At 68.3% G+C, this 22,647-nt stretch carries 18 protein-coding genes and 1 pseudogene; 13 read left to right on the forward strand and 6 right to left on the reverse strand.

Features of this window, described 5'->3' with window-relative positions; all coding sequences use genetic code 11:
* Window positions 1–80: 80 nt before the first annotated feature.
* Window positions 81–2,180 (reverse strand): fibronectin type III domain-containing protein, encoded by a 2,100-nt coding sequence (locus ACFYXB_RS37920; RefSeq protein ID WP_389589542.1) that lies wholly within the window; start codon window positions 2,178–2,180, stop codon window positions 81–83.
* Window positions 2,181–2,578: 398 nt separating this feature from the next.
* On the opposite strand from ACFYXB_RS37920, the gene ACFYXB_RS37925 reads away from it, so the two are divergent.
* On the forward strand, window positions 2,579–3,736 hold the full coding sequence (locus ACFYXB_RS37925; protein WP_388505042.1) for an ROK family protein: 1,158 nt from the start codon (window positions 2,579–2,581) through the stop codon (window positions 3,734–3,736).
* 91 nt (window positions 3,737–3,827) lie between these two features.
* On the forward strand, window positions 3,828–6,158 hold the full coding sequence (locus ACFYXB_RS37930; RefSeq protein WP_389589543.1) for a glycoside hydrolase N-terminal domain-containing protein: 2,331 nt from the start codon (window positions 3,828–3,830) through the stop codon (window positions 6,156–6,158).
* Window positions 6,159–6,179: 21 nt separating this feature from the next.
* Here the strand turns inward: ACFYXB_RS37930 and ACFYXB_RS37935 are convergent, their stop codons facing one another.
* Both ACFYXB_RS37935 and ACFYXB_RS37940 read right to left on the reverse strand, forming a co-directional pair.
* Complete coding sequence (locus tag ACFYXB_RS37935; protein ID WP_389589544.1) at window positions 6,180–6,938, reverse strand: SDR family NAD(P)-dependent oxidoreductase; 759 nt, start codon at window positions 6,936–6,938, stop codon at window positions 6,180–6,182.
* A gap of 99 nt (window positions 6,939–7,037) precedes the next feature.
* Window positions 7,038–8,240 carry a mandelate racemase/muconate lactonizing enzyme family protein gene (locus ACFYXB_RS37940; protein ID WP_389589545.1) on the reverse strand — a complete coding sequence of 401 codons (1,203 nt, stop codon included), beginning with the start codon at window positions 8,238–8,240 and terminating at the stop codon, window positions 7,038–7,040.
* Between the two features lie 138 nt (window positions 8,241–8,378).
* On the opposite strand from ACFYXB_RS37940, the gene ACFYXB_RS37945 reads away from it, so the two are divergent.
* From ACFYXB_RS37945 to ACFYXB_RS37975, 7 genes and pseudogenes are all read left to right on the forward strand, one after another.
* Window positions 8,379–9,311 (forward strand): LysR family transcriptional regulator, encoded by a 933-nt coding sequence (locus ACFYXB_RS37945; RefSeq protein ID WP_389589546.1) that lies wholly within the window; start codon window positions 8,379–8,381, stop codon window positions 9,309–9,311.
* A 204-nt stretch (window positions 9,312–9,515) separates the two neighbouring features.
* Window positions 9,516–9,851: an SMP-30/gluconolactonase/LRE family protein gene (locus ACFYXB_RS37950; RefSeq protein WP_389589547.1), complete on the forward strand. Its 336-nt coding sequence runs from the start codon at window positions 9,516–9,518 to the stop codon at window positions 9,849–9,851.
* Window positions 9,848–10,480, forward strand: coding sequence for an NAD-dependent epimerase/dehydratase family protein (locus tag ACFYXB_RS37955; protein ID WP_389589548.1), 633 nt, complete (start codon window positions 9,848–9,850; stop codon window positions 10,478–10,480). Before ACFYXB_RS37950 ends, ACFYXB_RS37955 begins: the two co-directional genes overlap by 4 nt.
* Before the next feature lie 80 nt (window positions 10,481–10,560).
* Window positions 10,561–12,030 (forward strand): UxaA family hydrolase, encoded by a 1,470-nt coding sequence (locus ACFYXB_RS37960; protein ID WP_389589549.1) that lies wholly within the window; start codon window positions 10,561–10,563, stop codon window positions 12,028–12,030.
* A gap of 138 nt (window positions 12,031–12,168) precedes the next feature.
* Window positions 12,169–12,930, forward strand: a complete 762-nt coding sequence (locus ACFYXB_RS37965) for an SDR family NAD(P)-dependent oxidoreductase (RefSeq protein ID WP_389589550.1) — start codon at window positions 12,169–12,171, stop codon at window positions 12,928–12,930.
* Between the two features lie 68 nt (window positions 12,931–12,998).
* Window positions 12,999–13,226: pseudogene (locus ACFYXB_RS37970) on the forward strand (recombinase family protein); the annotation flags it as partial.
* Between the two features lie 95 nt (window positions 13,227–13,321).
* Complete coding sequence (locus tag ACFYXB_RS37975) at window positions 13,322–14,107, forward strand: hypothetical protein (RefSeq protein WP_389589551.1); 786 nt, start codon at window positions 13,322–13,324, stop codon at window positions 14,105–14,107.
* 618 nt (window positions 14,108–14,725) lie between these two features.
* On the opposite strand, the gene ACFYXB_RS37980 is transcribed toward ACFYXB_RS37975, so the two are convergent.
* Window positions 14,726–15,934 (reverse strand): FAD-dependent oxidoreductase, encoded by a 1,209-nt coding sequence (locus ACFYXB_RS37980; RefSeq protein ID WP_389589552.1) that lies wholly within the window; start codon window positions 15,932–15,934, stop codon window positions 14,726–14,728.
* The gene (locus ACFYXB_RS37985) at window positions 15,931–17,187 is read right to left on the reverse strand and encodes an ATP-grasp domain-containing protein (RefSeq protein ID WP_389589553.1); all 1,257 of its coding nucleotides are present in this window, start codon (window positions 17,185–17,187) and stop codon (window positions 15,931–15,933) included. The genes ACFYXB_RS37980 and ACFYXB_RS37985 overlap by 4 nt, the downstream gene beginning before the upstream one ends.
* A 954-nt stretch (window positions 17,188–18,141) precedes the next feature.
* On the opposite strand from ACFYXB_RS37985, the gene ACFYXB_RS37990 reads away from it, so the two are divergent.
* From ACFYXB_RS37990 to ACFYXB_RS38000, 3 genes are all read left to right on the forward strand, one after another.
* The gene (locus ACFYXB_RS37990; protein ID WP_389589554.1) at window positions 18,142–18,564 is read left to right on the forward strand and encodes a hypothetical protein; all 423 of its coding nucleotides are present in this window, start codon (window positions 18,142–18,144) and stop codon (window positions 18,562–18,564) included.
* 711 nt (window positions 18,565–19,275) lie between these two features.
* On the forward strand, window positions 19,276–20,097 hold the full coding sequence (locus tag ACFYXB_RS37995; RefSeq protein WP_389589564.1) for a glycosyltransferase family 2 protein: 822 nt from the start codon (window positions 19,276–19,278) through the stop codon (window positions 20,095–20,097).
* The gene (locus ACFYXB_RS38000) at window positions 20,094–21,131 is read left to right on the forward strand and encodes a glycosyltransferase family 2 protein (RefSeq protein ID WP_389589555.1); all 1,038 of its coding nucleotides are present in this window, start codon (window positions 20,094–20,096) and stop codon (window positions 21,129–21,131) included. Before ACFYXB_RS37995 ends, ACFYXB_RS38000 begins: the two co-directional genes overlap by 4 nt.
* Before the next feature lie 8 nt (window positions 21,132–21,139).
* Here the strand turns inward: ACFYXB_RS38000 and ACFYXB_RS38005 are convergent, their stop codons facing one another.
* The gene (locus tag ACFYXB_RS38005) at window positions 21,140–21,598 is read right to left on the reverse strand and encodes a transposase (RefSeq protein WP_389589556.1); all 459 of its coding nucleotides are present in this window, start codon (window positions 21,596–21,598) and stop codon (window positions 21,140–21,142) included.
* A 113-nt stretch (window positions 21,599–21,711) separates the two neighbouring features.
* Between ACFYXB_RS38005 and ACFYXB_RS38010 the strand changes: the two genes are divergently transcribed.
* Window positions 21,712–22,497 carry a polysaccharide deacetylase family protein gene (locus ACFYXB_RS38010; protein WP_389589557.1) on the forward strand — a complete coding sequence of 262 codons (786 nt, stop codon included), beginning with the start codon at window positions 21,712–21,714 and terminating at the stop codon, window positions 22,495–22,497.
* Window positions 22,498–22,647: the final 150 nt, after the last annotated feature.

Genomic DNA, 22,647 nt, shown 5'->3' on the forward strand with positions numbered 1-22,647 from the left:
ACCGGACTGCGGTGTCGCCGACGTCGTGCGGTTGCCCTGTGATGTGACCACCACGGCACCTTCCTTCGTGCGTTGCCGGATCAGACGGTGATCTTGTCGATGTCGGGCGCGTAGTCCGTGGCGTTGCCGAAGCTGAGGGTGTTGTCGCCCGCCTTCAGCGGCACGGGGACGGTGAGCGACTGCGGGGCGCCCCAGCTGTTGTCATTGGTGCCGGGCACCGGAATCTGGAGCGTGGTGTCGCCCACGGTGAGCTCGATGACCCGACTCGAGTCGCCGTCCACGTAGTCCAGCTTCATCAGGTACGTGCCGTCCTTCGGGGCACTCACGTGGGTGATGGCCACAACGCCTCCACCGAGGTTGCCGATCTTCTGCCCACCGGAGCAGCCGGCGCAGCCGGCGACGCCGGCGTTGCCGGTGAGGGTGTTGCCGGGTGCCTCGGCCTCGTAGGCGGCGGGACCGCCGGACGCGGGCGTGGTGATCGTGACGGCCTTGCTCGCATCCGAAGCGCGCCCCTCGGCATCGTGAGCGACGACGGTGAAGGAGTGGGCGTCGGCGGCACTCAGGCCGTGAACGGTGGCCGAGGTGCCGGTGGTGGTGGTCATCGGCCGGCCGTCGGCGAAGACGGTGTAGTCGGTGACAGGTGACTTACCGGTGTTCACCTTGTTCCAGGCGAGCGAGACACTCGTCGGCGTAGCGGCGGTGCCATGCACGCCCAGCGGAGTGCCGGGCTTGTTGCCCTGCTGGGTCGGGGTGAAGGTGAACAGCCGCGAGCCGTGCGGCGGCAGGTTCTGCGTCAGCTGCCCGGACAAGCGGCCGAGGTTCTTGTGCTTCCACAGGTCACGGACCGCTGCGGTGCCGTTGATGCCCAGGTCGGAGAAGTCCGCGGTGACGTCGCTGTAGCCGGAACCCAGGTTGAACAACGCGACGGTGTAACTGCCGTCGGCATTGCGGGCGTACCAGGTCTGCTGGTTCGTGGTCTGGCTGACCGGACGGGCGGGGTTGCCGGCCTGGTCGACTGCGATCACCTCGTCGTTGGTGAGCAGTTTCAGCCCGTACGGGTCAAGCTTGGTGAGGTCGTCACCCGAGTACAGTGGCGCCGACTCGATGGCCCACAGCGTCATGTAGCTCTGCCGCTCGGCCTCGGTGAGGCCGTCCATGGGGCCGACTCCCACGTTCAGGGAGTCGAGGTTGTTCCAGTGACCCGGCCCGGCGTCGTCGATCCACTGCACGACGTCGTTCCAGCGCCCCTTCACGGAGTTGTTCCACGTCACGAGCGTGTTGCAGTAGCACTCGACGTCGGTGTCGACACGCCAGCCGTTGGAGTTGGCCTTCCAGGTCTCGGCCCGCGTGTGACTGATCGACCAGGACAGCGTCAACTGGATCGGTCGGCCGGCCTGCTGGAGCGCGGTGTGCCACGCCTTGATGTCCGAGGTGTTGTCGTGGTCCGCGTCACCCTGCCACGAGCCCGGCCCCACCCCGTCGACCTTCAGGAAGTCCACGCCCCAGCCGGCCAGTTCGTCGGCAAGGGAGTCGACGTACTTCTGCGCACAGGGGTTGGCGAAGTCCATCTTGTACGCGGAGTTCCACCCGTTGGTCTTACGCAGGTCGGGGTAGACGATGTCCGAGGTGGTGCAGCCGGGCGCGCCGTGGATCGCGGTCTTCCCGTCGTTGTACGCGGCGGGGTCGAGTCCCACGCCCAGGTACATTCCGAACTTGAGGCCCTTGGCGTGGAGGTAGTCACCCAGGGACTTCATACCGTGCGGGAACGTGGTGGGGTTCGGGGTCGGCCGGCCGTACTCGTCGACGCCGTTCGACCACCCCGCGTCCACGTTGATGTACTCGTAGCCATGGGACTTGAGCTTCGCGGCCATCACGTCGGCCTGCTGCTTGACGTTTGCCTCGGTGAGGAAGTTGAACCCGCCGTAGCCGGGGAAGCTGGTAGCTTCCAGACTCCAGCTGCTCCAGCCCATGTACGGCTTGGCGGCCAGGAGCGACTGCTGGTGGCCCGCGTTCGACGGCGGTGTGGACGAGGCGGCTGCGGATGCGGCGGATGCGGCGGTCGGTACCGCGAACGACGCCACGAGAGCGGTGGCGGCCAGGACGGGCAGGGCAAAGCGCCGCACGCCGTCGGTACGAAGTCTGTGGCGTGCGGAGGGTGCGGGTCCTGCTGGACGAGCCATGGTTACTCCTTCTCGGCGCGAAAGGACACGGCGGGGCTCTTGACAGCCCTGGAAGTGCCCATGCGTGATCGGCCACACGGGCGATTGGTTGAGTGGGCGTTCGGATCCGCCCTTGTGGCCAGGGCGACTTTCGTTCCGGTGCGCAGCCGAGGGGAGACTTGCCCGTCGGTTGCGGAGGAAACGGGCCGCCACCTGCGTCGGTGGACGTCCCATCCACCTGACGAGGTGCGGCGAATTTAGCCGCGCTTTTCTTCCAGCGTCAACATATTGTGCTGCCCGAATCATCGTCATTCGCGGAAAGAATGGAACAGGATTCGGGTGGCGAGAGAGGCATGCTGATGCATCCCGAGAGGAAATCACGTCTTCCTTCTTTTCCAATGGAAATGTATGGTCGCCGTATGACGCTCGCCGACCGGCCTCCCGCGGCCGCTCTGTTGTTCCAGACCCTGCTCGCGCACGGCCCGCTCACGCGCGCTGATGTCGGGCGACGCACCGGCCTGTCGGCCGGCGCGATCACCAAGGTCGCCACACCCCTGCTGACCGACGGGTGGATCGTCGAGCTGGGTCGCTCGGCCGAGCGCACCAATGGCCGGCCGGCCACGTTGATCGCGGTGCGTGCGGAGCGGGCCCGCTTCGTGGGTATGAAGATCACCGGCGACGAACTCATCGGTGTGCTGGCCGACCTCACCGCACAGACCAGGGCCACCGCCCGAGCCGGACTCGGTTCCCGCGACGTCGGTACGGTCGTACTGGCCATCGCCCGGCTCGTCGACCGGCTGAGCGCGCAGGTGGCGCCGCGTGAACGTGAACCAGGTGCCATCCAGGGCATCGGCGTCACGATCTCCGGAGACGTCGACGGCCACACCGGTACGGTCCAGTACTCCCCCTTCTTGAACTGGCGCCGCGTCCCCCTCGCCGACCTCGTCAGGGCGGCCACGGGGATACCGACCGTCATCGAGAACGACGTCCGCGCCCTGACCGTCGCGGAACAGTGGTTCGGCGCGGGGGTCGGACTGTCGTCCTTCGCCGTGGTCACCGTCGGCGCGGGCATAGGCTGCGGCATCTCCATCGGCGGCCGGGTGGTTTCCGGCGCCCACGGAGTCGCGGGAGAGGTGGGCCACCTTCCCGTGGGCGGTACCGACCGGGTGTGCACCTGCGGCAACACCGGCTGCGTCGAAGCCGTCGCCTCCACACAGGCCATCACGGAGCAGGCGCGCCAGGCCGTGGGCGACCCGGCGCTGACGATGGATGAGGCGGTCCGCCTGGCCCATGCCGGGCACTCCGGCGTCCGCGCCGTCTTCTCACGGGCCGGCCGTGCCATGGGGCTGGCGCTGGCCTCCGTAGCCAACCTCGTCGGACCCGAACGCATCATCATCTCGGGCGAGGGCCTGGCCACCTACGACCTGTACGAGGACGAGATCCGTTCCACCTTCGCCGCCCGTGCCTTCGGCGCCGCGGCCGACTGCGACCTCGTCGTCAGGCCCCTGCCCTTCGAGGAATGGGCCCGCGGAGGCGCCGCCGTCGCTGTGCAGCGCGTCTTCGCCCCTGCCAAGTAACCCGCGAGTACCCCTCGTCCGCGGCATACGTCACTCCTGTCCGTTCCCCGCCTGAGCCGTCCCCCATCCCACCGTCCCGAAGGTGCACGCCATGCTGAATGCTCTCTCTCACCAGGACTTCCCCGGTGTCGGCGGCCCGCCCGGAATGCTCTGGTACGACCGTCCCGCCGCTCGCTGGTTCGAAGCGCTTCCCATCGGCAACGGCCGGCTGGCAGGCATGGTCTACGGCGGCGCCGACCGGGAGCGGATCCAACTCTCCGAGTCGACCGCATGGTCGGGCGGTCCGTCGGCGACGGACCTGAGCCCGACCGCCCGGCAGCAGCTTCCGCGCATCCGCGAACTCCTCTTCGCGGGAGACCACGCCGAAGCACAGCGGCTCACCGCCGAACACCTGCTGGGCAGGCCGCGGTCGTTCGGGACCAACCTGCCCCTGCCCGAGGTACAGCTGGCCTTCCCCGACGGGGCTCCGGCACGGGACTACCGGCGGGCTTTGGACCTGGACACGGGCCTGGTCTCGGTCAGCTACGAGCAGGACGGCGTCCGCGTCACCCGCGAGGTGTTCGCCACCAACCCGCACGGTCTGATCGCGATCCGCCTCACCTCGGACCGGCCCGGATCGCTGGGCTTCACCCTTTCGATCCAGGACGGCGTGGTCCCCGGGAAGGCGACCACCACGGACTCGTGCGTCGTGTTCAGCGGCCACGCATACGAGAGCCTGCACAGCGACGGGAGTCAGGGCGTCGCGCTGGAGATCCGGGCCCACCTCGAAGCCGAAGGCGGCACCGTGCACCGCTCGGGGGACGTGCTTCGCCTGGAAGGGGCCGATCGCGCGGTCGTCTATGTCGCTGTCGGGACCAGTTGGGGAGGAGAGGACCCGCGGGCGCGGGCGCAATCGCTGCTGTCCGCGGGGCTGGAGGCCGGGTACGCGGCGGTCCGGGCGGCTCACGTCGCGGACCACCAGGCCCTGATGCGGCGGGTTTCTCTGGACCTCGGATCGGCACCGTCCGATGTCGCCGCCCTGCCCACTGACGTACGCCGTGAGCGGCTCGCCTCCGGGAAGGCCGACGACGCCCTCATAGCGCTCTACTTCCAGTACGGCCGGTACCTGACGATGGCCGGCTCCCGGCGGAACTCCCCGCTGCCACTGGCGTTGCAGGGGCTGTGGAACGACGGCCTGGCCAGCAGCGCGTCATGGACGAACGACTTCCACCTGGACATGAACACCCAGCAGAACTACTGGGCCGCCGAGCCGGCCAATCTGGCCGAGTGCCAGGAACCGCTGTTCGGTCTCCTGGAGGGCCTGGCGGCCCATGGCCGGGCGACCGCCGAGCAGATGTACGGCGCACCGGGCTGGGTCGCCCACACGGTGACCAACGCGTGGGGCTACACGGCACCCGGATCCGGAATCGGTTGGGGAATGAACGTGACCGGCGGGGCCTGGCTCGCCCTCCAGTTGTGGGAGCACTACGAGTACGGACTCGACGAGACGTTCCTGCGGGAGCGTGCGTACCCGGTCATCCGCGGGGCCGCCGAGTTCTTCCTCGGTTACGCGGTCGAGGAGCCGGAGCACGGCTGGCTCGTCACCGGGCCGTCGGATTCGCCGGAGAACTGGTACCTCGCCCCCGACGGCAGCCGGTGCTCAGTGTCCATGGGTGCCACCGCGGACCGGGTCTTCATGGAGGCCGTGCTGCGCATCTGCGCGGACAGTGCCGAGCTGCTCGGTGTCGACGCGGACCTCCGGACCAGGATCGCCGCCGCACGCCGACGGCTGCCCCCCTTCCGGATCGGGCGTCACGGGCAGCTGCAGGAGTGGCTGCACGACTACGAGGAGGCCGAGCCGAGCCACCGGCACACGTCCCATCTCGGCGCCCTGTTCCCGGAGCGCCAGATCACCCCGCGCGACACACCGGACCTCGCACGCGCCGCGGAGGTCACGATCGAGCGCAGGCAGCAGGCACCGGGCTGGGAGCAGACGGAGTGGGTCGAGGCCAACTTCACGGTCTACTTCGCGCGTCTGCTCAACGGCGACCTTGCCCTCGCGCACCTCACCAGTCTGATCGCGGACGCCAGCGAGGCGAACCTGATGTCGTTCTCCGCCGGCGGGGTGGCCGGCGCGGCCCAGAACATCTACTCCTTCGACGGCAATGCCGGAGGCACCGCGGGAGTCGCCGAGATGCTGCTGCAGTCCGACGGCCGGGAGGTCGAACTGCTGCCCGCACTGCCCGGCGGCTGGCCCGACGGGAGCGTGTCCGGACTGCGCGCCCGCGCAGGCCTCACCGTGGACATCCGGTGGCACGACGGACGGCTGACCGCCGCGCGGATCCGGGCCTCACGAGCCGTGGACATCCGGCTGCGGTACGGCGCCGACCTCCTGGAAGTACGGCTCGCCGACGGAGAGACGCTTGCCCTCGGTCTCGGCTGAGGGCAAGCGCCGGTGCCACCGTCACTGCGCGATCTGACCGCCGTCGACGAGTAGGGTCTGCCCGGTCATCGCGGTCCCGTCGAGCGCCACGAACGCCACGGCTGCCGCGATCTCCTCGGCCTCCAGAAGCCGACGCATCGGGATCTGGTCGATCCACTGCACCATCCGCTGTGGATCGTCCATCCCGACCGTGTCGAGGATGGGGGTGCGGGTCCTTCCCGGCGCGACGGCGTTGACCCGGACCCCGTACTGGGCCCACTCGACCGCGAGTGACCGCGCCATCTGGGACACCCCGGCCTTCGCCACGTCGTACGCGACGTGATATTCGGGATTGGAGCCTATGAAGGCGGCGATGGAGGAGATGTTCACGATCGATCCGGACCGCCGGCGCACGAAGTGCCGGCCGAACTCGCGGCAGGCCACGAAGGTGCCGGTCAGGTCGACGGCGAGAATGCGGTTCCACACCTCGTCCGACACATCGAGGGCCGCGTCCTCGTGGGCGATACCCGCGTTGTTGACCAGGACGTCGACGCGGTCGAAGCGCCGCACGACCTCGTCCGCCGCCGCCGCGACGGCCCGGGGATCGGACACGTCCAGGGGCAGGAATTCACCGCCAAGTTCCTTGGCCACGGCGGTGCCGGTCTCGGTGTTGCGGTCGGTGACGACGACCCGTACGCCACGGGCTGCGAGAGCCACGGCAATGGCGCGCCCGATTCCCTGGCCCGCGCCGGTGACGACGGCGACTCTCTCGTCGGTGTGCCTCGGGTGCGACTCGGACACCTGGTTCCTTCCGTCTGTGGATCCGTGGGCGGCCTTCGCGGGCCGCAGGACTCTTCCCATGTGGTGCGTGCCGGGCAAGGGCACTGCGTGCGCCCGCTGTCACAGGGTCTTGGCGGACCCCACCGCGGGGATCTGCCAACGAACACGCGCGGCCGGATCGATCGCGGTGGAGGCGCCCGGGCTGTGCGGACGCTCCATGAGCCCCTCGCGTACGACGCTGCGCTCGACGAAGGCCTCCTGCGTCCACGGAATGAACTCGACGAGAGGAGGCACCTCGGACAGGACCGTGCCCACCAGGTGCTGGTGCACCTGCATCATGTCGCCGGCGTGCGGTGCCAGGCGCAGCCCCCGTGACGCCGCGTGGCCGGCGATCTGCAGCCACTCGGTCACACCACCGACCCGGGTGACGTCGACCTGCACGACCCGGATGGCGTCGGCCGCCATGAAGGAGGCGAACTGGTGGTAGGAGTAGATGCTTTCCCCGGCTGCCACGTCCAACCGTGTCGACGACTGGAGGCGGACGTGGGCCTGGAGGTCGTCGGCGTGGAACGGCTCTTCGACCCAGTCCATCGCCGCGTCCTCCAGGGCCGGCATGATCTGGTTCGCCGTCGACAGGTCCCAGCGCTGGTTGGCGTCGCACATCAAGGTCACGTCGTCGCCGAGCGCCCGGCGCACAGCGCGCACGCGTCGGGCGTCCTCCCGCCAGTCGGGCCGCCCCACCTTGATCTTCACCCGGGACCAGCCGTGGTCGACCAGCGAGGTGAGGTCCCGTACCAGTTCACTGTCGGAGAGGTTGAGCCAACCTCCGTCGGTGTTGTACGCCTCGACGCTCTCCTGCGTACCGCCCAGAAGCCGCCACAGGGGCATGCCGGCCCGCTGCGCCGCGAGGTCCCACAGAGCGATGTCGACCATGGCCAGAGCCATGTGGACGACGCCGGCCCGACCCACCCAGTGGGTCGGCAGCCAGTACAGGCGTTTCCACGTGCCCAGGATGTCCTCCGACGAGGTGTCCAGCAGGGCGTCGGCATAGTAGGAGAGGATCACGTCGGAGAGGAGTTCCGGCGCGCAGTGAACGCCGGAGATCCCTGTCCCGATGCGGCCATCGGCGGTGCGGATCTCGACCACGGGCACCGTCCAATGCGCCATGGCGGCAGTGGAGTCGGCGATGGGTCGCTTCAGGGGCACGGCGAGGGCGTAGGTCTCAACGGAGGTGATCACTGCACCGTCGTCGCCGCGGATGAGGTCCGCTCCGTGCGCGGACAGCAGCCCGCGGGCGGTGCCGAAGGAAGTTTGATCGGTCATTGTTCCAGTCGGCCATGGCCGTCGGAACTCGTCAACTGCGAAATACGAATACGGATGATCTGCCGCGCAGATGGCACGCCGCACGAAGGAATAGTGCATCGGCGGTGGTCCTACTGTGAGGCGAGGAGGGTTCGGTCAATGACGCTCGAACTGGCCTGGTTGCGTACCTGGATCGAGGTCGTGGATGCCGGCGGCTTTACCAGAGCGGCCGAAAAGATGCATTTGTCGCAACCGCGCGTGTCGGCGCATATTGCCAATTTGGAGCGTCAACTCGGCTGCCTGCTGATAGAACGTCGTATAAGGCCGCTCACCCTCACCGACGACGGACGGGCTCTGCTGTCCCGAGCGCGGGCGGTTCTCGCGGCTGCCGACGAACTGGCCACCGCGCGCCAGACCGACCGGGGCAACATCACGGGAACCGTCACGGTCGCGAGCTTCACCAGCGGGAGTTCGGAGTTCCTCCCGGCGGTCATCACGGCACTGCAGGAGACGCACCCGCAGATCCGGGTAGCGGTCCTGGACGGGGACGTGGGCTTCATCGAGGCCGCCCTGTCCGAGCGTCGGGTCGTGGTGGCGCTGCGCCCGATCCGGCCGGAGCCCCACGACCATGCTTTGACCATGCGTCCGTTGTGGCGTGAACCTTTCGTCATGCTCGCGCCGACCGGCCATCCCCTGCTCGAGAAGAGCGAGGTCGATCTGGCAGACTTCGCGGGTCAACGCATCATCACGATCGGCAATCCGCTCGCCAATACGGTCGTCGGCTACGAGGCCGAGGTCGAGTTGAGCATCAAGGACCTGGTCGCACCGTACGGCACCGTGTCCCATCAGCCGACCACACTCGGCGCCATGGTGCGCGCCGGGCACGGCATCGGAATCATCAACTACCTGGGTGCTGTGATGATCCGGCGCGAGGGAATGGAGATGCGCCCCATACGCAACCTCAACCGGTATCGGGACGTGGGAATTTGGTGGCACTCGGAGCGACCCCTCGGTGCAGCTGCACAGGCATTCATTCGTGCGGTGGTACAGGCGCCGAGACCTGAAGGTACGACCGCTATTCCACCGGTTTAATGGGCTCAGAGTCATTCGCGGAACGAATGCCCCCCATCCGTGGATCGCCATTGACGATCACGGGTGCTCGGGGTGAGGTCGGTCGAAAGTCGCCTGCCACGGGACGGCAGTCGGGTTCGTCCACCGGGCGGCAGACCGTCACGGATGTCGGCATGATGGTGGGCGCGGTCGCGCCCCGGCGACGCACGCGACGGCTTCGCCGCGGTGGCGGATGGGTTCGGTTTCGTCACCGACAGCGGGCTGGCGCTGGTCGATCGCATGCCGCTCGAAGCGAACCTGCGAATGAACGACGGCAAGGTGGACTCCCACGGCAGGTTCTGGGCCGGCAGCAACGATAGGGAGTTCGCTCCGGGCCAGGGCCGGCTGCATCGTTGGGACCGTGACGCGCCGAGCGTAGTCGTCGTGGACGGTCTCGTGCTGCCGAACGGGTTGGGTTGGAACGCCGAGGACACCGTCATGTACCTCGCCGATCACAGGGGCAAGCGTCGGGGCTCGGACTTGCCGTCGCGCGCACCCTCATCGCCGACGGGCATGCGGTGACCGCTCACGTTCGCAGCCGACGTCGGGCCGACGAATTCGGCCGTCTGATCGACGGCATCGAAGCAGTCGTCACCGGCGATCTGTCCGACCACCGGGAGACCGTCTGCGTGGCCCGGCAGGCGAACGGGCTGGGTCGCTTCGACGCGGTCATCCATAACGCCGGAGTCGGATCGAACGAGCCGTGGAAGGTCACCACTCGGGATGGCAGCGCCCACGTCCTCGCCATCAACGCGCTCACCCCCTTCCTGCTGACCGCGCTGATCGAGCGGCCGAAACGGTTGGTTTGCGTCACCAGCGGCATGCACTTCCGCGGCACGGCAGATGTCCATGACCTCAACTGGGAGACGCGCCCGTGGGACCCGGAACAGGCATACGCCGACAGCAAACTCATCATGATCACGCTGGTGTTCGCGATCGCAGTAGGCTCTTCGGTATGTATCTGTCCGGCAATTGGACCTGCGAGATCGGGATGCAACAGGCAAACGGGCGGGATTACCACTCGGTCCTCATCGACCTGGAACGCGCGACCTGGCTCCAAGACCGCGCTGTCCATTCGTATTCCGGATGACTCCCCGTCGATAATCGCGTTTCCCCTCGATGGTGTCGGCGTCATACGGTCGATGACGTGAACAGTGATCGCCGTGATTCAGTGGGGCCGGGAACAGCGCCAGCCGCCAGGCCGCTCGTGCCCCGTCTCGGCCTGGATGACGTGGGGTTGCTCCTCGGGGATGTATCACGGGGAACGCTCATCGAGGTCGCCGACGGCACGGTATCGGCTGTCGAGGACATCACCGCCGGCCACAAGGTCGCGCTGCGGGACATTCCCAAGGGCGCTCCCGTCCGCAAGTACGGCGAAATCATCGGCGTGGCGCTGGCCGACATCCCCGCAGGCAGGCACGTCCACGTGCACAACTTGGGAATCGGTCGGTGGGAGGGGCCACGAGCGAGCACATCGCCGACGCGTATGCAGCCGACCGGTCCGGCTCCCACCCGGGACCATTTCCTCGGATACCGCCGTGTGGACGGCCGCGCGGCGAGCCGGAACTACATCGTCGTCGTCCCGACCGTGAACTGCTCCGCCACAGTGGCCCGGATGATCGCGCGGCGGGCCGATGACCTGCACAGGGGGACGCCTGGCCTCGACGGCATCATCGCGCTCCCGCACGACCTCGGCTGTGGAATGGGGGAGGGCACTCCGGGGGACGACATCCTGCGGCGTACGCTGCGTGGTTACGTGCGACATGCCAACGTCGCAGCGGCCCTCGTGATCAGTCTGGGCTGCGAGGTGAATCAGCCGGAGAATCTCCTCGCAGGGGACGACGCGGGGGTCGAGACGCTCACGATTCAGGAACTGGGCGGCACCGCGGCGACGGTGAACGCGGCACTTCACCACATCTCGAATCTGGTTGCGCAGGTAGCGGAGTCGCGTCGAGTACCGATCCCGCTCTCAGAGCTTACCCTGGGGCTTCAGTGCGGGGGCAGCGACGCCTATTCGGGACTGACCGCCAATCCCACGCTCGGTGTGGCGGCCGACCTGCTCGTCGCGGCCGGTGGGAAGGTCATTCTCGGCGAGACCCCGGAGATCTACGGCGCCCATCATCTGCTGCGTGACAGGGCGTCGAACCCCGCGGCGGCTGCACGTATCGACGAACTCATCGCCTGGTGGCAGGAGTACACCGGCGACAACGGCGCGACTCTCGACAGCAATCCGTCCCGGGGAAATCGGGCCGGCGGGATCACAACCATCTGGGAGAAGTCCCTGGGCGCCGTGCTCAAGTCCGGTACCAGCCCGCTGAACGCCGTCGTCGGATACGGCGAACCGGTTACTGCGCCGGGCCTCACGTTCATGGACACCCCCGGATACGACCCGGTATCGGCCACCGGGATGGTCGCCGGAGGCGCCAACCTGCTCGCCTTCACGACCGGACGTGGCTCGTTGTTCGGCTCTCGCCCCGTCCCCTGCCTGAAGATCAGCTCCACCACTGGGCTGTACCAGCGGATGAGGGGCGACATCGACTTCGACGCCGGACCGGCCATGAGCCACTCGGATCAAGTCGCCTACGGCACGGCCTTGTTCGAGGACTTGGTGGACATGGCCTCCGGTGCCGAGAGCAAGTCGGAGGCGCTCGGGTTCGGGACGGAGGAGATAGTCCCCTGGCGCATGGGAGCGGTCCTCTGACAAGAGCCGACCGATCCAGGGCGCGCGGCGAGACGACGCGCGTTCCCCCCATGGCAGCGGCGACAACGAGGCCGGATCCCGCGGTCACCCGTTCGCTTGGGAAACGCGGTGTTTCCGCACTCTACGAGAGGTCGAGGCATGAGGCTTCAGGACAGGACCGCCATCGTCACCGGAGCGGCGTCGGGAATCGGACGGGCAACCGCCTTGCGGCTGGCGGGTGACGGCTTCGCAGTAGCCCTCCTGGACCTCGATCGGGCAGGCTTGTCCCGGACCCGGAGCCTGATCGAGGGAGAGGGCGGCACGGCCCACGAGGTCCTGGTGGATCTGCGCCGGCCCGAAGACGTCGTCGCAACGGTGGATTCCACCGTGAGCGGTTTGGGTTCCCCGGACGTTCTGGTGAACGTGGCAGGTGTCGGCGTGGCGGCGAACGTGCTGGAGACCACTGACAGGGACTGGGACCTGGTGCTGGCGGTGAATCTCACGGGGCCGTTCTTCATGACTCGCGCCGTCCTGCCGCACATGATCTCCAGGGGTGCGGGAGTGATCGTGAATATCGCTTCCGTCGGTGGCCAGGTGGGCCTCCCGCGACGTGCGGCGTACTGCGCGTCGAAGGCAGGGCTGGTCGGGCTGACGCGCGCCGTTGCGGTGGACCACGCCAAGGACGGCGTGCGCTGCGTGGCGATCTGTCCGGGGACGGTCGAGACAGAGTGGATCGACAAGATCCTTGCCGGTGCCCCCGATCCCGGCGCAGCCCGCGAGGCGATGACGGCTCGACAGCTCGACGGCAGGCTCGGCACTCCGCAGGAGGTCGCTGCGCTCGTTGCCTTCGTCGCCGGGGCCGAGGGCCGATTCATCAATGGCGCCGCATTGACGATCGACGGTGGGATGACGGCAGCCTAGGTTCCGTCGGGACCGGGTTGTCGCGTGTGCCTCGTTGATCCACTGAAAACCCCCACCGCGCGAAAACCGCATGGCAGCAGGGCGTCGTGCGCACCATCCTCATCAACCCCCGCTACACCGGCCACGAGGTCTGGAACAAACAGCGCAAGGAAGAACGCCTCCTCGACATCGACGACGTCACCCTCGGCCACCGCACCACCATGACCCACAACCCCGCCGAGGACTGGATCCACTCCAACCCACCCACCCACGAAGCGATCATCAACCCCGACCTCTTCGACACAGCCCAAACCCTCCGCAGACAACGCGCCCACGCCCACAGCCGCCAGGAACGAGCCGGAAAGCACAACGCACGCCCCTACGCCCTGCGCGGACGCGTCCGGTGCAGCCTGTGCGGGCGCAAGATGCAGCCCGCCACCATCCCCACAACCACGTCTACTACCGCTGCGAATTCAAGGACCAGGAACAGGCCCTCTCCCCCGACCTCACCCACCCGCGCACCATCTACCTGCGCGAAGACGTCGTATGCCGGGCCCTGGACCAGTGGATCGCCCCGGCCTTCGCCCCCGACCGGCTCACCGCCACCATCGAAGCACTCAGCCTCGCCAGCGCCGCAGCAAGCACCGCCCAGACCCGCACACCCGAGCAGGCCCAAGCACACCAGGCGATCAAGGACTGCGAGCGACGACTCGCCCGCTACCAAGCAGCCCTCGATACCGCCGCCGACCCAGCCGTCGTCACCCAGTGGATCAACGAGGCACAGCGGGACAAAGAAGCAGCACGGAAGAAACTGGACGCGCTCCTCACCATCCCCCGGAAGAAGAAAACCCCGCTCGACTCACAACAGATCCGCGAAATCACTGACAGTCTTGCAGATGTTGCACAGCGCATCCATGCAGCCGACGCGGACAAGAAAGGCCCACTCTACGAAGCCCTGGGCATCACCATCAGCTACGAACACGCAACGAGGACCGCGACCGTAAGGTCGAGGCCCTCGTCACCGTATCGTCAGTGGTCGTGTCCGAGGGGCGAGTTGACCACTGACGATACGGCCGTGATCGCACAAGGACGGCTCGAGTTGCAAGATCAGCCGATCCCGCAGCGCCAGGAGACCAAACCCAAGTTCACCACCCTCACACGGATCTTGAGCATGCAGACAACAGGGCCAGATTCCTGATTCGGGATCGCAACTCGAAGGTTCACGGCCGCCTTCGACGCCCTGGCCGACCCCGGCCCGAAGCTGGCAACCACCGCCATCCGGGTACCTCGGATGCACTCCACCATGGAGCGCTGGATACATACCTGCGGGCGTGAACTCCTGGACGCACCTTGATCTGAAACCAGAGTCACCGGATCCCGCACGCTCAGCGAGTTCGAGACCTTCGACAACGTCATCGCCCGCACCGAACCCTGGGCCACGCCGCGCCACTCCATCAGCCTGACAGAGCAGATCAAGCACCTTGAAATCCGCCGACGAGACCGACTCGGCGAAACCCTCCGCGAATACCAACGTGCCGCTTGACCAGGCCGGAAGATTAATCGGTACCCGCAGTGTCGACGACGGCTGAAAAGTGGTTCTGGATCACATTCCGTGCCGGAGCCGCAGAGGCGCGGGGCACCGGCCCCGTGATCGTCCCCCGTCGTGGCGGAGGGCGAGCAGCACCGCCGGCTCGCCCCCGCGCAGTACGACACCGCCTCGAAGACGGCGTTGCCCGGCCACCTCGCCCAGGAGGCGGCCGAGGCCGTCAACCGCCCATGGCACGGACCCGGGTGTCTTCGCGCCTCCGGCCGGCTCCTATCGCCCGTAGGCCGACGCCACCGCGTTCGCCAGCCGCGGCGACGCCCACTCCGTGCCGCACACGAAGCGCATCACCGGCCCGAAGGTGGCTGCCGCCGGCAGTCCCGTGAAGTACAGCCCCGGCACCGAGGAGCAGAAGTCGGCACCCAGGCGCGGCGAGCCCCCCGTACGGGCCAGCTCCGCGCGCAGCGCGGGGCCGAGGAAGCCCAGGGCCTCCAGGTCCACGCGGTAGCCGGTGGCGGCCATGACGTGATCGGCGCAGAGCTCTGCGGCTCGCCCCTCGGGCGTTGCCGTGGACAGCACGACCTTGCCCTCGCCGTCGAGGCGGGCACTGCGCAACTCGTGCCCCTCGTTCACCGTGACCTTGCCCTCGAAACGCTCGCGTAGCCACCACGCGCCGAGCGGGCCGAGCACCCGGCGCACCAGGTACAGCCGTAGCGGCGCGGGCAGATAGCGGAAGCCCTGGGCGTGGTGGCTGAAGGCGTACAGCGACCAGGCCCGCCCGAAGGGCGACTCGGGACGGAAGCGGGGCTGCCGGTCCGGCGGGGCACCGAAGCCGACGGCGCGCCGGCCACGGGCCAGCAGCCGTACCGTGGCGCCCGCCTCGGCCAGCAGGGCGGCGTTCTCCAGGGCGGACTGACCGGCGCCGACGACGATCACCTCGCGCCCGGCCAGCCGCGCCAGGTCCGCGTGCTGCGAGCTGTGCGAGACCGGCCCGGCGGCGGACGGTCCGTCCGGGACGACGCCGCGCAGCACCTCAGGCGTGAACGCTAGGCCGTGCAGCCCGCTGGCGACCACGACCGCCCGCGCCCGGAACTGCTCGCCGGAGTCCAGCTTGAGGTCGAATCCACCGCGCGTCGGGCGGTCCACCGACACCACCCGTACCTGTTCCAGATCGGGCACCAGCCGCTGCTGGAACCACTGCCCGTACCGCACGAAGGTTTCAGCGGGAATCAGGTCGCAGTCGGTAACCAGCGGCTTCTCCCCCACGTCGAGGCAGAAGTCGCGCAGCGTGTGGCCGGGCCTGCCGGTGGCGAAGTTGGAGGCGACCGGCGTGGACTTCAGGATCATGCCGGAGGGCATGTTCTCGCGCCAGCTCACCATCGGATTGCCGAAGGTGCGCACGGCTACGCCGCGTTCGCGCAGACTGGCGGCCGTGGAGAGGCCGTAGGGGCCGGCTCCGATCACGGCTACGGGCGTCGTCATGGGTAGTCCTTTCGCATAGCGGTTCGGCGTCGTGACCGGTACATCTGCAGCAGGTGCTTGGCGCCCGGCCGCACGAAGCGGGCGAGCATGGTGGCAAACGGCTTGAGGTCGTCCGCCGCCAGCCAGGCCAGTTCGGTGCCGCTGGCGCGGGCGGGTGCGTGCGGCGTGGTGTAGCCGCTGCGGCGGTAGGCGAGGAGAGCGGGCAGGTCGATGTTCTCGACGACGAAGCGGCGGCCCTCTCGTTGCCCGGAGCGCGGGATCGCGCGCCCGGTGAGGTCCAGGTGCTGGGCGCGGACGACGTCGACCCCGGCCGCCGACTCGAAGAGCCGGAACTGGGCGCCCATGCGCGGGTTGAAGTCCAGCAGCTTGTAGCGGCCGTCCCGGCGGTCGTAGCGCCAGTCGAGGTCGGCGATGCCCTGGAAGCCGATGCTCTTGCAGAACTGGGATGCCAGTTCTGCGAGTTCGGGATTGGCCACGACATACGCGCAGGCCGTCATCCCCGCGTGCGGTGGCCAGGAACGGACCTTGACCCCGGTGAACAGCACCGGCTCGGCCGCGCCCGCGCCGAAGTACGCATGCACGATCCAGTCCTCTGCCTCCTCCCGGGGCAGGTACTCCTGCAGGATCACCCCGGGCCTGGACCCCCACCCGCGCGCCAGCTCCAGCAGCTCCCGCGCCCCCTCGATCCGCGTGGTGCCCGGCACGGCCGGCGTACGGCGCCGCTCGAAGGCCTCCCGGTTCTTGGCGACGACCGGGAACCGGGCGACCGCCGCGAACTCCTCGATGTCCTTGTACGAATCGGGGAAGGCCGCCTCCGGCGAGGGCACCCCGTACTGCACACACAGCTCGTGCAGCCCCCGCTTGCTGGCCAGCCGCCGGGCCAACCCCGGATCCTCCATGCGCGGGAAGAGGAAGAACTCGGCCAGCTCGTCGGCGTGCTCGGAGACGAGCACGGCCGCCTCCTCGTCGGTCGGGATCAGCACCGTGGGGCGCCCGATCCGGCGGCCGATCCTGCGCAGCCCCTCGACCAGCCGCTCCGCCGGCTCCAGCCCGGTGGTCGGCCAAACGAACCGCCCGCGCAGATAGCGGGATGCGGCGGCGGGCGTCCAGCGGTCCTCGGTGATGGCGTACATGGGAACCCCGAGCCTCCCCAGGCTGCGGATCGCTCCCACCCCGCCGTGGTGCAGCGGATAGTTCCCGATCTTCACGATCAGCCCCGGTACGGCAGGGTCGATGGCAAGCACGGGCCTCATCAAGTAATCCCCCCGAGGATCACGGCATTCACCGGCCCACCCACCCCGGCCGTGACCTGAAAGGGACCTGAGAGGTCGCGCAGATACGGGGGTTGTCACGGGCGTCGCTTCGGGCGTCGCATACGTTCCTCCATGGATGTTCGAGGCGTGTCTGAGTCCTTGACCCAGAGTGTCCTGGAATTGCCTAGCCATGGCGTTCAGGCGCGCCGACGACCGTACGTCAGTGCCTTAACTGCCGCCGCACACAAGCGATTTCAAAATATTGATGAGGAATGAGCCTCTTTCCGGGGCAGAGTCACGTCCGCGGGAGTGGTGTATCGACGGCCACTCGGTGATCTCGTTTTGAGGCTATGCGGTGAGTTCGGTGAGCAGGGCGGTCTCGTCGGTTTCTGACTGGATCGGTGGGGGAGGGCCAATGCGGGCACCACCCCGAAGCCGGAACAAACTTCCGGATCAGGTTGAACCCCTACACCACTTCCAAGGACGCAACCCCGGGGCAGTTCGAGGAGGCGGGCAACTGCTCCCCCAGCCGCGATCATTCACGTGTGCGAGCCAGGGTAAGGACTTCCAGGGAATCAACGTGTTACTTCACGTTCTGCTGCTCGTCGGCGCGGTGTGGGCACACCGGAATCGACTCGTGAGCAACTCGCTGTGAAGTTCGCTGTGTTGTTCCCGCATCGGGATGGTCGCATCCATTGGGGGAGATCTCTGCCACAACTGCCACGGAATATGGCCTCACTTGTTCGAAAAGTCCAATGACTAGACCATCGAACTTCAGGGCGGCCCACTGATCGCCGGCGTTCGACGTTGCATCCATGACAGGGATATGGCACTCTCTCAAGTCACTTCCGGAGAACACCTCCGCATTCCCCGCATTCCTTCCGCGCTTGACGGACTCCGGGAGACTGCGCGCCATTCAAGCCCGGCATCCGGCACTTCGGGGGCAAGTCACCCATGCAGAGCATCGACATCAAGCCACCGACACCAGACACCCGGCGGGCCGGGCAGCCTTGGGGGAGAAACCTGCTACCGCTGCTCGGGGGTGCGGCCATCGCCGTCGGAGGGGCCGGCGCGGTTCTTGCACTCACCGACGTGAACTCGCCGCTGCGCGGCCCGTTCACGCTCTTCTTCCTCCTCGCGGCACCGACGGCCGCCATCGGAGCCGCCCTGCACGGCCTGGAACCGGTCGGCCGCCTCTTGGTGGCCCTGGCAGGGGCCGTGGCGGTCGACCTCCTCGTGGCCCAGGCGATGCTCGCCGCACACAGGTGGTCGGCCCGCGGCGGGGTCGCAGCCGTCGCCGCACTGAGCCTGCTCATTTTCCTGCTGGTACTGGTATGGCGGCTGCGCAGCCGTACGGCGAGAAGGCGGGCCTCATGACGCGGACATCAGCGTCTACCACCCCGGCGAACTGATCGCCGCCGACCGGGCGGCCTGGACAGCTCTGCTTCGCGCGACGCTTGCCGCCATGCGGGGTGCGACCCGGGTCATCATCCTTCGAGGACGGCATCGAACAGTTGGAACTGTTACGCGACAGCAGATGCCACAGCCGCTCCAGCTCAGCGACTTGCCTTCGAACTTCTCCATCAGCTCGGCTAGTTGCGCCGCCGACGCCGGGATGTGCGCGTCCTGACGCCGGGGGTGAGCACGAGGGGTTCTTCCCGCGACAGCGACTCAAGATCCGTCACCGCAAGATCCAACCACGCCGCCGCACGGTCCCATTCGCGGGGCGTCACCAGCGGCCAGCGGCCATCGCACTCCGATTACCCGCTGAATATCCGCTCACGATCTACGGCTGGAGTAATTGAGAAGCGATCTGCGCGAGTCGATCTGTTGGGCACCGCCCACTCGACTAGTGTCCAGCATCGTTGGACAGATCGTCCGGCGCGAATGGACGCTTTCGGGATCCGACTCTGCCCGTCCACGCCCTTCACGCAAGGGAACCACCATGCTCGGCATGCGTGAGCTGGACGCGGAATCGCAAACCGGACGAAGAGCCGGACAGCCCAAGTGCGGGCGGTCCATCGGACGAGAGGGGACAGTATCGTGAGTCCTTTGGTGCGCCTGACGACACCGGGCCAAGACCCGCCCATGCCGCCGTCCTCGGACGGCGAGACTCCTGACATCGCGAACGCACTGGTTCCGGGACAGTATCGCCCGGTCTCCTCCCACCTCGCGATTGCACCGCCGGTGAGTGTCGTGATCCCTGCCGTTAACGAGGCGGAAAACCTCCCGTATGTCTTCAAGAGCCTTCCGGAGTGGATCCATGAAGTGGTGCTGGTGGACGGCAATTCCACCGACAGCACGGTCGAGGTCGCCCGAGCGCTGCGGCCGGATGTCAAGGTAGTCCAGCAGCTCGGCAAGGGTAAGGGCGACGCCCTGATCACCGGCTTCAAGGCCTGCACCGGCGACATCATCGTAATAGTCGACGCGGATGGCTCGGCGGATGGTCAGGAGATCGTGTCTTATGTCTCCGCACTGGTCTCCGGTGCCGATTTCGCCAAGGGCTCGCGGTTCGCCAACGGTGGGGGCACGGACGACATGACGCCGATCCGCAAGCTCGGCAACCGGGTGCTGTGCGCGATCGTCAATGCCAAGTTCGGCGCCCGTTATACCGATCTCTGCTACGGCTACAACGCGTTCTGGCGGCGCTGCCTGGAGGAGATCGATCTCGACTGCACCGGCTTCGAGATCGAGACCCTGATGAACATCCGGATGGTCAAGGCCGGCTTCAGGGTGCAGGAGATCCCCAGCCACGAGTATCTGCGGATCCACGGCACAAGCAATCTGCGTGCCGTGCGGGATGGCCTTCGGGTGCTCAAGGTGATCTTCAAGGAGCGCTCCAACCGGCGTGCGCAGCGACGCCGTGGGCCCTGCCTAACTCTCGACGCGGGCCGAGGTGAGGCGTCTTGAGCTCGCGCCGTCCTTACCCGGGCGGCGGGCCCAAGTGCCGTTCCACCGTCTCCGTCGTCATCTGCGCCTACACCGAGGACCGCTGGGAGTACATCCTCGCGGCGGTCGCCTCGGTGCGGTCTCAGTCCCTGCCAGCGGTGGAGACGTTGCTCGTGGTGGACCACAACCTGCCGCTTCTGGATCGCCTGACGAAGCGGTTCAGGGAAACCGAAGGGGTCCGGGTGCTGGCCAACGCGGGCCCCAGGGGCCTGTCCGCCGGCCGCAACACCGGCATCGCGGCCTCCATCGGGGAGATCGTCGCGTTCCTCGACGACGACGCCGTCGCGGAGCGCGACTGGCTGCTCCACCTCACCACGGGGTACGACGACCCGCGGGTCATGGCGGTCGGCGGCCGCACCGTGCCCATGTGGGCGTCAGGACGCAGACCGGCCTGGTTCCCCGAGGAGTTCGACTGGGTCGTCGGCTGCACGTACAGGGGGCTGCCGCCGGGCCGGGTCCGGGTGCGGAATGTGCTGGGTGGAAACGCCTCCTTCCGGCGTACGGCCTTCGACGTGGCGGGTGGCTTCGCGACCGGCATCGGACGCGACGGCGACAAGCGGCCGCTCGGCTGCGAGGAGACGGAACTGTGTATCCGGCTCAGCGGCGCCAGCCCCGATGCGATCCTGCTGGTGGACGACCGCGCGGTGATCCACCACCGGGTGCCGGCCGAGCGCGAGCGGTTCGGCTACTTCCGCACCCGTAGCTATGCCGAGGGCCTGTCGAAGGCCCTCGTGGCCCGAAGCGTCGGTGTGCGAAGGGGACTTGAGTCGGAGCGCCGCTACACCACGCGCGTCCTGCCCGCCGGCGTCGCGTGCGGTCTGCGGGACGCCCTGCTGGCCCGGCCCGGCGGAGCGGGCCGGGCCGGCGCCATCGTGGCCGGGGTTGCCTTGGCGGCCGGCGGATACGTGGTCGGCAGCTTCCGTGCGCGCAGGGGTGGCGTCGCGTTCCGCGTCGCGGAGGCCGGGGGGAGCCCGGAAAGCGAAGGGGCTGCCTAATGCTGGTGTCAAGCCACGAGGCGAAGAGGCGGCCGGGTCTGGTAGGGCTGGCGGTTGCGGAGCATGGCGTAAAGGACGTTGACGCGTCGTCGGGCCAGGGCGATCAGGGCCTGGTGGTGCCGTTTGCCTTCGGACCTCTTGCGGTCGTAGTAGGGCCGCGAGGCGGGATCGCCCAGCGCGCAGAACGCCGACTGGTACAAGACGCGTTTAAGGGCCTTGTCGCCGCCGGTCGCGCCGCGCGAGTAACGGACCTTCCCCGACTGCTGGAGGACCGGGGCCGGGCCGACTGCCGCGGCGAGTGCATCGCCGCTGGTGAAGCGGCCGACAGTGCCGACGATCGAGAGGAACTCTGCGGTCAGGGCAGCCCCCATCCCCGGCAGGCTGAGGATGAAGGCCGCGTCAGGGTGGGCAGCCACCAGCTGGTCGATCTCACTCTCCAGGGCCTGCACCCGGCTGCGCAGCGGCAACAGGTCCGCGGCGGCGCCACGCCCGAACGCCCCACTCGGGCCTGTTCGCGCCGCCGGCCCGCCAGGCCCGGCCGTCGGCCCGCACCTCGTGTCCCACACAAAGGCGGTGCCGCATGAACCCTCCCGTGCCCATCCTCATGTACCACTCCGTCGCGCACACGCCGAACCTCGCCACCCGCGCCCTGTCCGTGGCACCCGAGGCGTTCGCCGAGCAGATGGCGCTGCTCGGGGACGGCGGGTTCACACCGCTCACCACGGCGCAACTCGCCGCCGCCTGGCGGTCCTCGCGGCCGCTGCCGCGGCGCCCGGTCCTGATCACCTTCGACGACGGCTACCAGGGGGTACACCGACATGCGCTGCCCGTGCTCGTCGAGCACGGCTTCGCGGCCACACTGTTCGTCTCGACGGGCTGGCTGCGCGGGGCGTCCGGCACCGGAGGCGGTCCGGACACCATGCTCGACTGGGGCCAGGTGCGCGCACTCGGCGACGCGGGTGTGGAGGTCGGCGGGCACAGCCATACGCATCCGCAGCTGGACCAAGTCGGGGACGAGGCGCTCTGGTGGGAGCTGCTGCGCTGCAAGGAGATCGTTGCCGACGAGCTCGGCACCCCGCCCGTCTCGTTCGCGTACCCGTATGGGTATTCGAGCCGCAGGGTGCGCCGCGCCGTGCGCGAGGCCGGGTTCGCGCAGTCCCTCGCGGTCGGCAATGCCCTGGCGCGGCGCCGTCAGGGACCGTACGCACTACGACGCGTGACCGTTCGTCGCACCACCGGGATCGACGAGTTCGCACGGCTTGCCGACGGCCGCACCATCGTCCGTACGTTCGCCGGGGATCGTGCCCTCACGAAGGGGTACGCCGTGGTCCGCAGAGCCCGACAGATGTACCGGAAGGCAACCTGACCCGTGTCTGACGCGACCACCGCGCGGGCTGATTCCTCCGATCCCTCCGCGGCCCCCACGGCCGAGGCGCAGCCGACAGCCAGCCGGAAGCTGCGTCCGCCCCTACGAAGCAAGGGTTCTGACGGCGCCTCGCCCCGATCCCGACCGGCT

The organism is Streptomyces sp. NPDC002619 (assembly GCF_042889305.1).
Classification (GTDB): Bacteria; Actinomycetota; Actinomycetes; order Streptomycetales; family Streptomycetaceae; genus Streptomyces.